At 66.6% G+C, this 13,683-nt stretch carries 13 protein-coding genes; 8 read left to right on the plus strand and 5 right to left on the minus strand.

Going from position 1 to position 13,683, the window contains the following annotated elements; translation table 11 throughout:
• Positions 1-31: 31 nt before the first annotated feature.
• The gene (locus BMX07_RS07480; RefSeq protein ID WP_090616239.1) at positions 32-700 is read left to right on the plus strand and encodes an O-methyltransferase; all 669 of its coding nucleotides are present in this window, start codon (positions 32-34) and stop codon (positions 698-700) included.
• Here BMX07_RS07480 and BMX07_RS07485 read toward each other — a convergent pair.
• The 3 genes from BMX07_RS07485 to BMX07_RS07495 form a co-directional block, all read right to left on the minus strand.
• Complete coding sequence (locus BMX07_RS07485) at positions 685-1,131, minus strand: hypothetical protein (protein WP_090616241.1); 447 nt, start codon at positions 1,129-1,131, stop codon at positions 685-687. The two genes, BMX07_RS07480 and BMX07_RS07485, sit on opposite strands and share 16 nt — an antisense overlap.
• Positions 1,132-1,271: 140 nt before the next feature.
• Complete coding sequence (locus tag BMX07_RS07490) at positions 1,272-4,364, minus strand: PAS domain S-box protein (protein ID WP_090616247.1); 3,093 nt, start codon at positions 4,362-4,364, stop codon at positions 1,272-1,274.
• A gap of 79 nt (positions 4,365-4,443) precedes the next feature.
• Complete coding sequence (locus tag BMX07_RS07495; RefSeq protein ID WP_090616251.1) at positions 4,444-4,896, minus strand: hypothetical protein; 453 nt, start codon at positions 4,894-4,896, stop codon at positions 4,444-4,446.
• A gap of 139 nt (positions 4,897-5,035) precedes the next feature.
• On the opposite strand from BMX07_RS07495, the gene BMX07_RS07500 reads away from it, so the two are divergent.
• Positions 5,036-5,569, plus strand: a complete 534-nt coding sequence (locus BMX07_RS07500) for a hypothetical protein (protein ID WP_090616254.1) — start codon at positions 5,036-5,038, stop codon at positions 5,567-5,569.
• A gap of 54 nt (positions 5,570-5,623) precedes the next feature.
• Here BMX07_RS07500 and BMX07_RS07505 read toward each other — a convergent pair whose 3' ends face one another.
• Positions 5,624-6,436 (minus strand): mechanosensitive ion channel family protein, encoded by an 813-nt coding sequence (locus tag BMX07_RS07505; protein ID WP_090616257.1) that lies wholly within the window; start codon positions 6,434-6,436, stop codon positions 5,624-5,626.
• A gap of 645 nt (positions 6,437-7,081) precedes the next feature.
• Here BMX07_RS07505 and BMX07_RS07510 point away from each other — a divergent pair.
• From BMX07_RS07510 to BMX07_RS07535, 6 genes are all read left to right on the plus strand, one after another.
• On the plus strand, positions 7,082-7,852 hold the full coding sequence (locus BMX07_RS07510; protein WP_090616262.1) for a creatininase family protein: 771 nt from the start codon (positions 7,082-7,084) through the stop codon (positions 7,850-7,852).
• A gap of 138 nt (positions 7,853-7,990) precedes the next feature.
• Positions 7,991-8,416 (plus strand): nickel-responsive transcriptional regulator NikR, encoded by a 426-nt coding sequence (gene nikR / locus BMX07_RS07515; protein WP_090616266.1) that lies wholly within the window; start codon positions 7,991-7,993, stop codon positions 8,414-8,416.
• 67 nt (positions 8,417-8,483) lie between these two features.
• Positions 8,484-8,861, plus strand: a complete 378-nt coding sequence (locus tag BMX07_RS07520; RefSeq protein ID WP_090616269.1) for a cupin domain-containing protein — start codon at positions 8,484-8,486, stop codon at positions 8,859-8,861.
• Between the two features lie 209 nt (positions 8,862-9,070).
• On the plus strand, positions 9,071-9,466 hold the full coding sequence (locus BMX07_RS07525; protein WP_175480081.1) for a hypothetical protein: 396 nt from the start codon (positions 9,071-9,073) through the stop codon (positions 9,464-9,466).
• Positions 9,467-9,559: 93 nt separating this feature from the next.
• Positions 9,560-10,711, plus strand: a complete 1,152-nt coding sequence (locus BMX07_RS07530) for an acyl-CoA dehydrogenase family protein (protein ID WP_090616277.1) — start codon at positions 9,560-9,562, stop codon at positions 10,709-10,711.
• Between the two features lie 226 nt (positions 10,712-10,937).
• Positions 10,938-12,893 carry a sensor histidine kinase gene (locus BMX07_RS07535; RefSeq protein ID WP_090616280.1) on the plus strand — a complete coding sequence of 652 codons (1,956 nt, stop codon included), beginning with the start codon at positions 10,938-10,940 and terminating at the stop codon, positions 12,891-12,893.
• Here BMX07_RS07535 and BMX07_RS07540 read toward each other — a convergent pair.
• Positions 12,878-13,450 (minus strand): HalX domain-containing protein, encoded by a 573-nt coding sequence (locus BMX07_RS07540; protein WP_090616284.1) that lies wholly within the window; start codon positions 13,448-13,450, stop codon positions 12,878-12,880. The two genes, BMX07_RS07535 and BMX07_RS07540, sit on opposite strands and share 16 nt — an antisense overlap.
• Positions 13,451-13,683: the final 233 nt, after the last annotated feature.

Here is a 13,683-nt window from a genome sequence, read left to right on the forward strand (position 1 = left end):
CACTACTGTGCTCACGGTCGAACGGTCGCGCATGGCCGACGTGCTATCAGACGACATCGACCGGTTCGTCCTGGCGATGACACCGGACCCGGACGAGACGCTGATCGAGATGGACGAGTACGCCGCCGCGGAGGGATTCCCCCACGTGGGCGCGGACGTCGGGTCCGCGTTACGGCTGTTCGCTCGCATGACCGACGCCGAACGGATCTTCGAGTTCGGATCGGGCTACGGCTACTCCGCCTACTGGCTCGCCGAGGCCCTCCCCGAGGAGGGCGAGATCGTCCTCACGGAGGTCGACGAGGACGAACTCGAGCTCGCCCGCGAGTACATGGCCGCGGGCGGCTACGACGGACTCGCGCGATACGAACTCGGCGACGCGATGGAGACGATCGACCGCTACGACGGGCCGTTCGACCTCGTGCTGATCGACCATCAGAAAGAGCGCTATGCGGACGCGTTCGAGGCCGTCCGTCCGACCGTTCCCGTCGGGGGCGTCGTCGTCGCCGACAACGCGATCACGGCCAGCGCCGTCGAATTCGACGACCTGCTCGAGTGGATCGACGGCGACTCGCCGGTCGAGACCAACGAACACACGCGGGGCGTCATCGACTACCTCGAGACCGTTCGGGCCGACTCGGCCTTCGAGACGATGGTCCTCCCGCTCGGCGAAGGGATCGCGGTCAGTTATCGCGTCGAGTAGTCGGAGGCCTCACCGTCGAGAACCTGTTCGTCGGCCGGTGCCGGGGAGCCGTACTCCCGGAACCCGAGAAAGATCGTCGTCGCGGCGGCGGCGAGCAGGGTCGCCCACGTCACTGCGGTGAGCGCGACGACCGTCACGGCGGCGGGACCCGGTGCGACCGAACCGATCGTCTCGAGGCCGATGGCGTGACCGGCGGCGATCACGAGGAACGAGATCCACAGTCCGAGCGCCGTGTGAGCGAGCCGCTGGCGCGAAACGGACTGGGCGTAGCGGGCGACCCCGTAGACGCCGGCGATGGCGAGTGCGGTCGCTCCGAGGTGTAGTTCGACCCCGTCGACGGTGTTCGCGACGCCGGCGACGGCGAAGCAGGCGAGCGAGGCGGCGAGCAGGGATCCGTCCGAACCGCGTATTGTCGGAATCACGTCGTGCACCGCTTTGACGGGTTGAGTAGGCCGTCGGTTATATAGCTGTTGGGTGATCGCAGTCGGCTCGAGTGCTCGCGCGTCGACCCGCAGGCCGATCCCCTCGAGTCGGCCGGCCTCGGCCCGCGCGCCGAGACGGCGACCGGCGGCTACGTCGCCGCCGCTGCGGCCGGCAGGGCAACCGTGAACGTCGATCCCTCGCCGGGTTCGGAGTCGACGCGGATCTCGCCGCCGTGGCGCTCGACGATCCGGTGACAGAGCGCGAGCCCGATCCCCGTGCCGGCGTGGTCCTCGCGGCTGTGGAGTCGCTGGAACACCTGAAAGATCCGGTTCTGGTTCTCGGGATCGATGCCGATTCCGTCGTCCCGAACCGCGATCTCCCAATCACGGCCCGTCCGCTCGGCGCTGACGCGAACGCGCGGTGGCTCGTCGCCGCTGTACTCGATCGCGTTCGCGAGCAGGTTCTGGAACACCTGTCGGAGTTGGCTCGCGTCGCCGGCGACCCGCGGGAGCGACTCCACCGTGATCTCGGCGTCGCTCTCGTCGATCGTAAACTGGAGGTCGGCGCGGACGTCGTCGAGAATCTCCTCGAGGTCGACGGGCTCGAGTGGGTCGCCCTGCGTTTCGACGCGGGAGTACTCGAGCAGGCCGTCGATCATCTCGCGCATGCGCTCGGCACCGTCGACGGCGAAGTCGATGAACTCCCGGCCGTCCGCGTCGAGATCGTCGGCGTAGCGGTTGTCGATCAACTGGAGGTAGCTCGTGACCATCCGGAGCGGTTCCTGCAGATCGTGGGAGGCGGCGTAGGCGAACTGCTCTAACCGCTCGTTGGATTCCTCGAGCCTGCGCTGGCGCTCCTTGCGTTCGGTGACGTCGCGGACGACGCCGATCCGTTCGCGCCCGGCACCGTCGGACGTGACCGAGGTCACCGTCGCCTCTATCGGGCGCTGCTCGCCGGATTTCGTCTCGATTTCGGTCTCTATCGTCGGCTCGTCGCTCTCGTCGACGGCGACCTTCTGGGCGAGTTCCATCACCGGTTCCTCGACGACGAGCGAGGCGTGGCTCCCGAGCAACTCGTCGCGGTCGTATCCGGTGAGGGCCACGTACGCATCGTTGACCATCGTGAACCGGCTGTCCTCGTCGAGCACGTAGATGCCGTCCTCGATGGTTTCGATGATCCGTTCGTACTGCTCGAGTTGTCGCTCGCGTTGCTTCCGATCGGAGATATCCCGGAAGTAGACCGACAGTCCCGTCTCGGAGGGATAGGCCTGTATCTCCATCCAGATGTCGAGCGAGCCTGAGTAGCGCTCCCACAAGACGGGGTTCTGGGTCTCCATCGCCTCGTGATAGCGGTCGGCGAGATCGGAGCGCGCGCCGCTGGGGAACGTCTCCCAGATGTCTTCGCCGACGAGGGCCGTCGCGTCGTATCCCAGCAGCTCCGCGGCACGGTCGTTGACGTGCGTGAACCGCCACTCGTCGTCGAGCGCGTAGAACGCGTCGGAGACGCGACCGAGAATCTCGCTCAGTTCGGTCTCGAGTTCGTGTTTCTGCCGCTCGAGCCGACGTTCCTGTTCTTTGAGCGCCGTGACGTCCTCGCCGGCCGAGACGACCCGCTCGAGCGAGCCGTCGGGGCCGAACACGGGGACGGCGGTGACGGAGAACCACGTCCGCTCGCCTGACGGCCCCTCGATCGCGAACGTCTCGTCGCGGACCGCCTCGCCGGTCGCCCTGACGCGTGCCGAGGGGCCGTTCTCGGGGTCGATCGGTTCGCCGTCGGCGTCGACGACGTTCCGCTCGGCGAGCAACTCGGTCTCACCGAGCGGCTCGCGGTCGCCCAACCCGGTCGCCGCCTGTACGTATCGGTTCGCCAACAGGGTCTCGCCGTCGGCGTCCTCGACGGAAATCGCGACTGGAACGGTCTGGAGGAGCTTCTCCGTCTGGGTCCGTTCGCGCTCGAGGTTGCGCTCGTGGTGGATCCGATCGAAGGTCGCCTCCAGACTCGAGGCGACGACCTTCGCGAGCGAGAGATCGCCCTCGTCGAACGTATCGCGCTCCTCGGAGCCGATGATGACGACGCCGTGATCGCCAATCGGCAGGCAGATCTCGCTTCGGATCGGCGTCTCCGGGTTGTAGACGTCCTGCTCGGCCGTGACGTCGTCGGAGATCACCGGGTCGCCGGACTCGAACACGCGCCACGCGATTCCCTCGCCTTCCCCGAACGTCGGGACTTCGTCGAACAGGGCCGCGGCCGGCTCCGAGCAGGCGGCCGGTTCGAGCGCGGCCGCCTCCGGCTCGTGGAGATAGACGCCGTTGATCTCGAGGTCGAGGATATCGAGGAGGTCGCGACAGGCCTGCTCGGCGACCGCTTCGCGCGTACTGGTCCCGAGCCACTCGCGAACGGCTTCGTTCAACCGGCGGAGCTGGTACGCGCGTCGGCGCTGGTCGGTCACGTCGTAGTAGAGCTCGATCCGACCGCCCGCGTACGGCCCTGACTCGATCGGTTTGCTCCGGTGTTCGAGCCACCGTTCCTCGCGGGTTTCCCCCGGCGTCACGCGAAGTTCGAACCGCTCCGAGTCGCTATTCGTTTCGTAGGTCTCGGTGACGATGTCGGCGAACCGATCCGAATCCGCGACTCGATGGCGGATCGTTTCGTCGATCAATCGGGTCTTGTCTCGACCGATCACGGCCGTCGCGTCGAGCCCGAAGTAGCGCTCGATAGCGTCGTTTATCCAGACGACGTCGAACTCGTCGTCGAGGACGAAGACGCCGACGTCGGCCTCTTCGAGCACTGTCGTGATCGGTTCGAGCGACGGGTAGGGGTCCGACTCGAGCGCCGCCGGCGTCCGCGAGTCGGCGTCCAGTTCGCGGACGATACCGATCGAGCCCCGTCGGCCGTCGACGGCCGGGACCGTTCCGAACCGCAGTTCGCAGGGAATCGTGCCACCGGTGGCCGTCCGAATCGGGCTCTCGACCGACGTGACGCCGCCCGGCGAGTCCCCGTCGAGCGCCTCGACGCCGGTCTCACCGAGCAGCAGCGAGACGTGTTCGCCGTAAAGCGCTTCACGGGTAAAGCCCGTCAGCTCGAGGAGCGTCTCGTCGATGGCGACGATCCGATCGTCGCCGTCCAGCTGGAACACGCCGCCCGAAACCGTCCCGACGAGCGTCTGGTACCACTCGAGCGCCGCCCGGTCGTCGTCGCCACACCATGGGGCTGGCTCCGGCGGTTCCACCCGTTCGGTCATTAGGAGAAGGAAGCCGTTCCGACGGATAAGTCCAGCGCCGCTGCCCGTCTCGAGCGTGTCTCGCGGACGAGCGGGTGCGCTAGTCGTCCCCGCCGTCGGTCAGAACGCGCTCTTCGGGCGTCGGTCGACCCGGGTGGAGGCCGTACCAGGCGACGCCGTAGAGGACCGTCATCGCCACCGCACAGCAGACCGTCGCGCCGGCGACGGCCTCGAGCGCGAGGCCGGCGATCGGCCCGGCGAACGCGTCGCCGACGGCTGCAGCCGACTCGCTCGCGGGGGCGTTCGCCAGCGCGTACGGGACGAACGTCGCGAACGCGAGCAGCCACCAGTGTTTCGCGGTGCGCCGGAGCCGTGCCGTGCTGTACTCTCTTGCGGTGCTCGTAACGCCGGCGACGCCGAGCGCGACGAGCAAGAGCGCCGGCACCGTTCGAAGCGGGGAGTCAAAACCGATATTAACCGCAACGCCGGCGGCGACGATCGCGACGGAGCCGACGAGGCGTGGAATCGAGGGGCGGGGCCCTGTCCGAGGCATTCTGAGGCCCGGTAGTAACGCATTGTACAAAACTCTCGCGAACTGCCGGTCCCGGCCGAAGCGCGAATCGATCGCCGGTCGGTCACGGCGCGACAACAAAGGACGTATTACCGGTGCCCGCAAGTCGAACGTGAGAACGATGAGGGAACGCGATCGAGTCGATCCCGTGACTGCCCTCCGACGGCGCGCGCCCGCCGCAGCCGACCGAGCGAAACGTCTCGCATCGCGGGTGCCCGGCGTCGGAACTGGACGGCGACTGGGACGACTCTGGCAGCGACACGTCCGGGAGCGTCCCGACCAGTATCAGATCACGATCTCCTTTCCGACGGCACCCGATCGGCCGATGGTCGGCGAGATCCACGGCTGGATCGAGGACCTCGAGTACGCCGTCGAGGGACGCCTCGACGTCTACGCTCGACGGGGGAGCGTCGCGGTCGAGACCGACCGAATCTCGGCCGCGCTGTTCGACGAGGACGAGTTCGACGCGCTCTGCGAGCGAATCGAGGACGGCTACGGCGGCTCGCACTCGATTGCGCACCTGAAAAAGTGGCGGCGGACCGACGGTCGGCTCGTGAGAGCCCACGTGATCGTCCCGGTCAAGCCGCTGTTTCCGCGCGCCGAAACCGACGATCGAACGGCAAATCGAGCCGCAGCCGAAATCGACGCCGACTGATCCGCACGCGATCGGCGTCGACCTCGAGCGCGATCTCGATCAGCGAACGCGGGATCAGTCGTCGTCGCTCGGTCCGGGACCGGGCTCGGAGCCGCGCTCGCGATCGGTGCTCGGGCTGCTCCCGGTGCGGTCGCTGCTTCGAGACTGGCGGCCGGCAGCCTCGCTCTCGCTCGGGCCGACCTCGCTCGTCCGGCTCATCCAGCGGTCGATGTTCTCGGAGACGTAGTCCTTGCCGCCCCAGCCGAAGGCGACGCCCGCGCCGATGGCGATGGCTGCGCCGAGTCCCCACGCGAGCGCTCGCGCGAACACGTAGAGGATGCCGACGTCGATCCCCATCGTGTCGAGGCCGATGACGATCGCCGTGAAGTAGAGGAACATCCGCGCGCCGTTAGCGAACCAGGAGGTGTACGCGGTCTCGGTCGCCGCGCGAGTCCGTTCGATGGCGTCGCCGATGAAGTCGGCGACCACGAACCCGAACGTGATGACGAGCAGCCCCGCGATGAACGCCGGCAGGTACGAGACCGCCGTCGAGATCCACTGCGACAGCGTCGCGATCGCGAGCGCGTTCGCGGCCGCGAGGATCGCGAGACCGTAGACGAACCACTTCGCTAGCGAACCGAAGGCGCTCGAGACCGCCCGTTCAGTGCCGCCGAGTATCCGCCCGAGCGGCGTCTCGAGGACCATTCGGTCGAGTTCGACGCCGTCGGCGATCCGCCGAACGACGCCGGCGGCCAGCCGACCGATGATCCAGCCGATAAAGAGGATCACCAGCGCGCCGATGATTCGTGGGAGGAACGTCACTAGCTGTGCGATCGGATCCTGTAGCCACTCGGGAACCTGTGCTTGAGCGGGGTACGGTGGTATCATGAACGACCGCACGTTGGTCTCGTCGGTCCTTTGTAATTGAGTGCATATCTATGAGTAACGAAACGAACCTGTCTCGAGCGAACGCGCCGCGATGATTGAAGTGTCCGTTACGGGGAATTGCGCGGCGACCGTACCGTGACGGATCGATACGGGTTTCGACGGGACCGGCGATAACCGAAGCGGACCGAGCGCCGGACGACCCCCGAGCAGTCCCCGGATAAACGAGTATTGCGACCGGGAACGAACGCGGGATCGCTGCGGCCGATAGCCGACACCGAACGCCGGCCGCCACCGGTCGGCCGAACGTGTCCAGTTTCACTCATGGGACGCGCCCGCCGCGTCGAACGCGGGCCGGGCGCTCGGACTCGGTCGCGGATGTGCTCGACGCGAACTGCGAGCGAACGAGCGACGGTCACCCCGGTTCGTGGGCTGAATATGAAAGCAGTTCGATGAATACGCCCCGAGCGAGCCGAATTCGGTAACACGGGATTACCGAGCGCCCCTCGTCGACGATGAGACGCGTCCGTGTGACCACGGCTCCGCCCGTAGCCGGGGTTCGAGCCGAGTCCGGGTCTCGAACCGCCGAGAGCCGCTGGTGGGAGTTCGGACGCTACGCTATTGGTGGTCCGCACACGAGAGGGTATTATGTATCTCGCCGACGAGGCGTGGCCGGACCTCGAGTCGTACTTCGAATCGGAATCGCTCGCGCTGGTCCCGCTCGGATCGACGGAACAGCACGGACCGCACCTGCCGGAGGCGACCGACCACCTGATCGCCGAGGCGTTCGCGCGCGAGGCCGCCGACCGAACGGGCTATCTCTGCACGCCGACCGTAACGATCGGCGTCAGCGGCCACCACCGACAGTTCCACGGAACGATGTGGGTCGAGCCGCCGGTGTTCAGGGAGTACGTCGCGTCGCTGACGCGGAACCTCACGTCGCACGGCATCGATCGGGTGATCTACGTCAACGCCCACGGCGGGAACGTCCCGCACCTGCGGGAGGTCGGGGCGCGACTCAGGCAGGAGGAGGTCGCCTACGCGATCGAGTGGATGTGGAACGATTCGATCCCGGACCTCGTCGACGACCTGTTCGAGCAGAACGGCCCCCACGGCGGGCCGAAGGAGACCTCGATGATCCAGTACCTCGAGCCGGCGCTGGTCCACGACGACCGCGTCCGGGACGCAAGAGACGGCGGGGTCCCGAGCGTCGACGCGGCCGAGACCGTCAAGCACGGTTCGCGGACGTTCTACGACGCGGCGGACAATACCGAGAACGGCGTTCTGGGCGATCAGACGGACGCGTCGGCGGAGAAAGGCGAACGGCTGTTCGAGGCGGCGACCGACCAGCTCGTCCAGCTGTGTGAGTGGCTCGACGAGCAGCCGTTCGAGGATCTGCTTCCGAAAGACCACGTCTAGACCGCCGTCGCGGCCGGATTACCGCCTCGAGATGGGACGGGATCGGACGAGGTCGTCGCGGCCGTTCGTCGGCCTCGAGCCGCGTCCGCGGCCGTCCAGCATGATAATCCTTAATAGTATCACCACCCGTGTTATTATATGGCAGTCGTCAGCGTCTCGATGCCGGACGAACTCCTCGAGCGACTCGATCAGTTCGCCGAGGAGCACGGCTACACCGGTCGAAGCGAAGTCGTCAGGGAAGCCTCCCGAAACCTCCTCGGGGAGTTCGAGGACACCCGACTCGAGGACCGGGATCTGATGGGAATCGTCACCGTCCTCTTCGATTACGAGACCACGAGCGTCGAGGAACGGATGATGCACCTGCGCCACGAACACGAGGACCTCGTTGCGTCGAACTTTCACAGTCACGTCGGCGACCACTACTGCATGGAGCTGTTCGTCCTCGAGGGCGAACTCGAGGACATCTCGGCGTTCGTCGGCAAGATCCGAGCGACCAAGGACGCGCTGACCGTCGACTACTCCGTGATCCCGGTCGATAGCTTCGACCCCCTCGCGCAGGGGTAGTGGAACTGGGACGGTCGGGATCACGGAGACAGTATAGTTTTACTGTTCCCCTCTCGAATGGAGTGGTATGTCATACCGGAAGGTCAACTACGAGGCGGTCGAGCAGGTCTCGAGTGCGATGCACTTTCTCAGCGACCCGCTCGAGACCGAACAGGTCGGAGTAACGGTGGCCCGCTGCGATCCGGGCTGGAACAGCAAACCGCACGACCACACCGAGAACGCACACGAGGAGGTGTACGTCCTGATCGAGGGGGAAGCCACGGTCGTCGTCGACGACGAACCGGTGGCCATGGAGACCGGCGACGCGCTGTGGATCCCGCCCGACTCGACGCGCCAGATCCGCAACGGCGACCGCGAGAGCGCGTTCGTCCTCGTGAGCGCGCCGAGTATCGCGGACGACGACGGCGACGGCGACGAGTGGCTCCTCTCCGGGTTCGCGGGATAGCGGGTGCGAGGGGACTGCTCGAGGGGAGTTCGCCGGCGACCGGCGACAAGTTGTCGGCGATCAACGGACGGCGACCGACGGACGGCGGGACGATTTAGTGAGCCGACGTGGACGGTTTCCGCAGGTGAGTCCCGATTTACTCGAAACACCACGCGGCCGTCTCGCTCGTCGTCGCCGGGGTTCTGACCGCGCTGCTCCCGCCGATAGCCGTGTTCGGCACTCCGGTCCCCGCCGCGCTCGTCGTCGCGTACGGCACCGCGGTCGGCGTCTTCATCGATCTCGATCACTTCCTCATCGCCCGATTCAAGACGGGACACTGGGACGCCGTCCGGTTCTGTCTCTCCCATCCCGCCACAGCGGTCGGCGACCAGTCGGCGATCTTCGAGCCCGGCGACGTCGGCGTCCTCTCGCGGCTGCTGAGCCACGTCGTGATCGGCGGCGTCGCCGTTCCGGTGCTCGCGGCGCTCAGCGTTCCCCTCGCGATCGTGACCGGTGCGGTGCTCTACGCCCACCTCCTGGCTGATCTCGTCTGGGACATCGCCCTGCTCGAGAAGCAGGCCGACGCGGCCGACTCGGTGGACGACCTCGTGCGGACGGTTCGGTAGCACCCGGCGAGACCGAACCCGAGCGACGCGTGGCCGTCTCGGGTTGCACTGTTCGCCCCCGGCTATTTGCGGCGAGCGGCCGTTCGATCGGACATGGAGCTACTCGACGATAGCATCGTCCCGGAGCACGCACGTGACGTCAAGGCCGAGGCCCGCGAGTTCGCTCGCGAACACATCGAACCGAACGCACAGGAGTACTTCCAGTCCGGGGAGTATCCCGAGCAGATCCTCGAGGCCGGCCGTGACGCCGACCTCGTGGCCCAGGATATTCCGGCGGAGTGGGGCGGTCGAGGACTGGATCTGGCGCAGCTCCTCGCGATCACGGAGGAGTTCTATCGGGCTGACGCCGGGATCGCGCTGACGCTCCAGCTGGCGAGTTTCGGCTGCGAGATCACCTACGAGCACGGTTCCGACGAGCAGTGCGAACGGTACATCCGGCCGGTCGCGGAGGGAGAGCAGCGCTCCGGACTCGCCGTGTCGGAACCGGACACCGGCAGCGACCTCGCGGGGATGCAGACGACGGCCGAGAAGGACGGCGACGAGTACGTCATCAACGGCGAGAAGTACTGGATCGGTAACGGCGTCGAGGCGGACTGGGTGACCGTCTACGCGCGCACCGGCGACGACGAGGACAACCGCTACGGCAACCACTCGATGTTCATCGTGCCGACCGATACCGACGGCTACGACGCCGAACACATCCCCGAGAAGATGGCGATGCGTGCCTCGAAACAGGCCCACATCGAGTTCGACGACTGCCGAGTGCCAGCCGAGAATCTGATCGGCTCGGAGGGGGACGGCTTCATGCTGCTCGCGGACTTCTTCAACCACGGTCGCGTCGCCGTCGCCGGCCACGGCCTCGGCATCGCCGCGGCCGCGATCGAGGAGGCCTGGGCGTTCACTCACGACCGCGAGGAGTTCGGACGGACGATCAGCGAGTTCCAGTCGGTTCAGCACGGCCTCGCGGACATGCTGGTCGAGTTCGAGAGCGCTCGGACGCTCACCTGGCGCGCCCGCGAGAAGGTCGCGACCGAGGACAACGCGGGCTACTGGGCGGCGATGGCGAAGACGAAGGCGACCGAGACGGCCGTCGACGTCGCGGAGCAGGGGATGCAGTTCCACGGCGGCCGCTCGATCCTGGACGAGCGCCGGATCGCGCGCGTCTACCGCGACGCCCGAATCCCGGTCATCTACGAGGGTGCGAACGAAATCCAGCGCAACCTGATATACGGCCAGGCACCCTGAGTCGCCGACTCGCCGCCGGTCGAGGACCAGTTCGTCGCTTCCTCGAGGTGCCGCCGGCCCGAGACGGACCCAGTTGGCCGTCGACGTTCCGTCGCCGTCCGTGACTCTTCGGAAACGATCGCACTGCGGACCGATTGGTCGAAAGAACAATCCCGTTCGACAACATTCGTACTGGCAGACCCGCGACCGTCGTGAGAGAGATGCATTCAGCCAGACCCACACCGCTATGAGCCGGCCACGCGTGCTCTGCGTGAGCAGCGATCGCTCGACGCGAGCGACGATCACGCTGTCGTTGACGGACGCGCCCGTCGACGTCATCATCGCGCCGCGATTCGTCGACGCGGTCGACCGGATCAATCACGAGCCGATCGACGCGGTCGTCATCGATTCGAGAACGATCGCGAACGCCGCGGCGCTCGTCGACGCGGTCGACGCCGAGACGCCGACGATCGTCTACCAGGAGACGGACGGCGATACCGGCGCCGTCCTGACTCGAGTCAACGGTCACACGGACGACGCCGAGTCAGCGACGGAGCTGGCGAACACGATCACCGAGCATATCGCGGCGGGAACGAGCGCCGAACTGCCGACCGCGCTCGACTCGGATACCGACCGGAACGTCGCCGCGGTCCGCGACCTCCCCGACGACCTCGAGCGGCTCGTGAGCCGGGTGCGGAGCCGTCTGGTCGACGCTACCTCACCGCTTACCGTCGAACGAGCCCTCCGCGAGGAGTTGACGGCCGGCGACCGGTTCGCGTTCGCCTGGGTCGGTGAGTACGACCGCGGTGAGCGCGCGATCATCCCGTGGCTGTCCGACCCCGACGTGATAGAGTGGCCGCTCCAGCGAACCTTCGGGATCGGCGGCGGTGAGTACCCGCTGCTCGAGCGAGCGATGCGAACCCGAGACCTGCAGTACCGACGGTACGACCGGGACGATAGCGACGCCGTCCCGTTCGGCGGTCGCGCCGTCGAGCGCGGTGCCCGGTCGGTCGCGGTCGCGCCCCTCGCCGCGAACGGCGAACTGTACGGCGTGGCCGTCGTCTACGCGACGGACCCGATCGCCGAGCGCGAACGGGACGCGATCAGGGCGATCGTCGCGGCCGCGTCCCACGTCCTCGAGACGATCGCCCTCCGTGGCCGACTCGAACAGCAAGAACGGACGTTGCATCGGTACGAGCGCCTCGTCGAGACGGCGGGTGACGGAATGTACGTGCTCGACGACGCGGGTCACCTCATGACCGTCAACGACGCCCTCGTCGAGATGACCGGCTTCAGCCGCGAGGGGCTGCTCGGCGAACACGCGTCGATTCTGTTCGACCGCGAGGACGTCGAAGCCGGCACGGACATCATTCGATCGCTCCTCCAGCGCGGCGGGGGGACGGACACGCTCGAACTGAATCTCGAGACGAAAGCCGGCGGGACGATCCCCTGCGAAGCCCAGATCGCCGTCCTCGTCCCAGACGGGGAGTTTTTCGGCTCGGTCGGCGTGCTGCGGGACGTCACCGAACGGAAACGCCGCGAACGGAAACTCCGCGAACGCAACGAGCGACTCGACGCCTTCGCTCGGATCGTCAGTCACGACCTCCGGAACCCGCTCGGCGTCGCCCAGGGCTACCTCGAACTCCTCGAGGAGACCAACGACACCGAGTACGCCGAGAAAATCCACGACGGACTCGACCGGATGGAGTCGATCATCGAGGACGTACTGGCCATCGCCCGCGACGGCGACTGGGCGGCCGAAACCGAGCCCGTCGACCTCGAGTCGCTCGCTCGGGAGGCCTGGGATCACGTTTCGACCGGCAGCGTGACGCTCTCCATCCCGGCGACGACGACGCTGGATGCCGATCGCTCGCGGCTCCTGCGGCTCCTCGAGAACTGCTTCCGCAACAGCCTCGAGCACGGCGTCACGACCGAGTCCGTTCGGGTCGGCCCGCTCGAAACGACGGAGAACGGCGCGAGCAGTCGAGGATTCTACATCGAGGACGACGGAGAGGGGCTTTCCGAAGAGCTCAGAGAGCAGGTCTTCGATCGGTCGGTCTCGTCGTCGACGGAAGGGCTGGGAATCGGGCTGTGGATCGTCAGAGAAGTCGCTACCGGACACGGATGGTCGGTCGTCGCGACCGAAAGCGACACGGGAGGGGCACGCTTCGAGTTCGAAACCGAGGCTCAGTTCTCCGACTGAAGGTCCTGGAACGCGCCGACGAAATCGTCGTGAGAGGACATGCTCGAGACCGTCTCGTCGACCCGCCGCTCGAGGTCGTCGATGTGGTTGCGGAGCTCCTGATACTCCTCGTTGTCCGCGAGTTCACGATCGGCCTTTTCGGACTCCAGAAGCGCCTTCTTCGAGACGAGCGCGTAGTACTCCTGAATGTCGGACTCGTAGTCGGATCGGCCGGCGACGTCGTCGACCATCTCGGCGAGTTCGTCCCTCGAGACCGGCTTGACGAGGTAGTCGTCGAAGCCCATCTCGATGATGTCGAAGTCCGGATCCACCGCCGTCACCATGACGACCCGGGAATCGTACCCTCGCTCGCGGATCTGTTCGAGGACTTCGTCGCCGGAGAGCCCCGGCATCCGCCGGTCCAGCAGTACGACTTCGACGGAGTCGGTCATCTTCTCGAGCGCTTCCTCCCCGTCGTATGCCGTCTCGACGGCCCATTCCCCTTGGAGCCACGCGGCGAACAGGTCCGCGAGGCGAGCCTCGTCGTCGACGACGAGTACCTCGAGCCCGTCACTCATCGGGTAACCCCTCCATTCTCTTCATCGATTACAGCCACGCGTCACCAATGGTACCTATGGGTCATAAATCTCGCGACCAAATATAATATTTCGGTAACGTGCGGCGATGAAACACGAACATATATCCAGTATTGATTGTAGAACGGAACGCGGCGTGGTACTTCGTCGCATCGATCTTCCACCGACTGTCGGACTCGAACGCCGGCTCCGTTCCGAACGGGTCGCTTCGCTCG

Source organism: Natrinema salaciae (assembly GCF_900110865.1).
In the GTDB taxonomy this organism is placed as follows: Archaea; Halobacteriota; Halobacteria; order Halobacteriales; family Natrialbaceae; genus Natrinema; species Natrinema salaciae.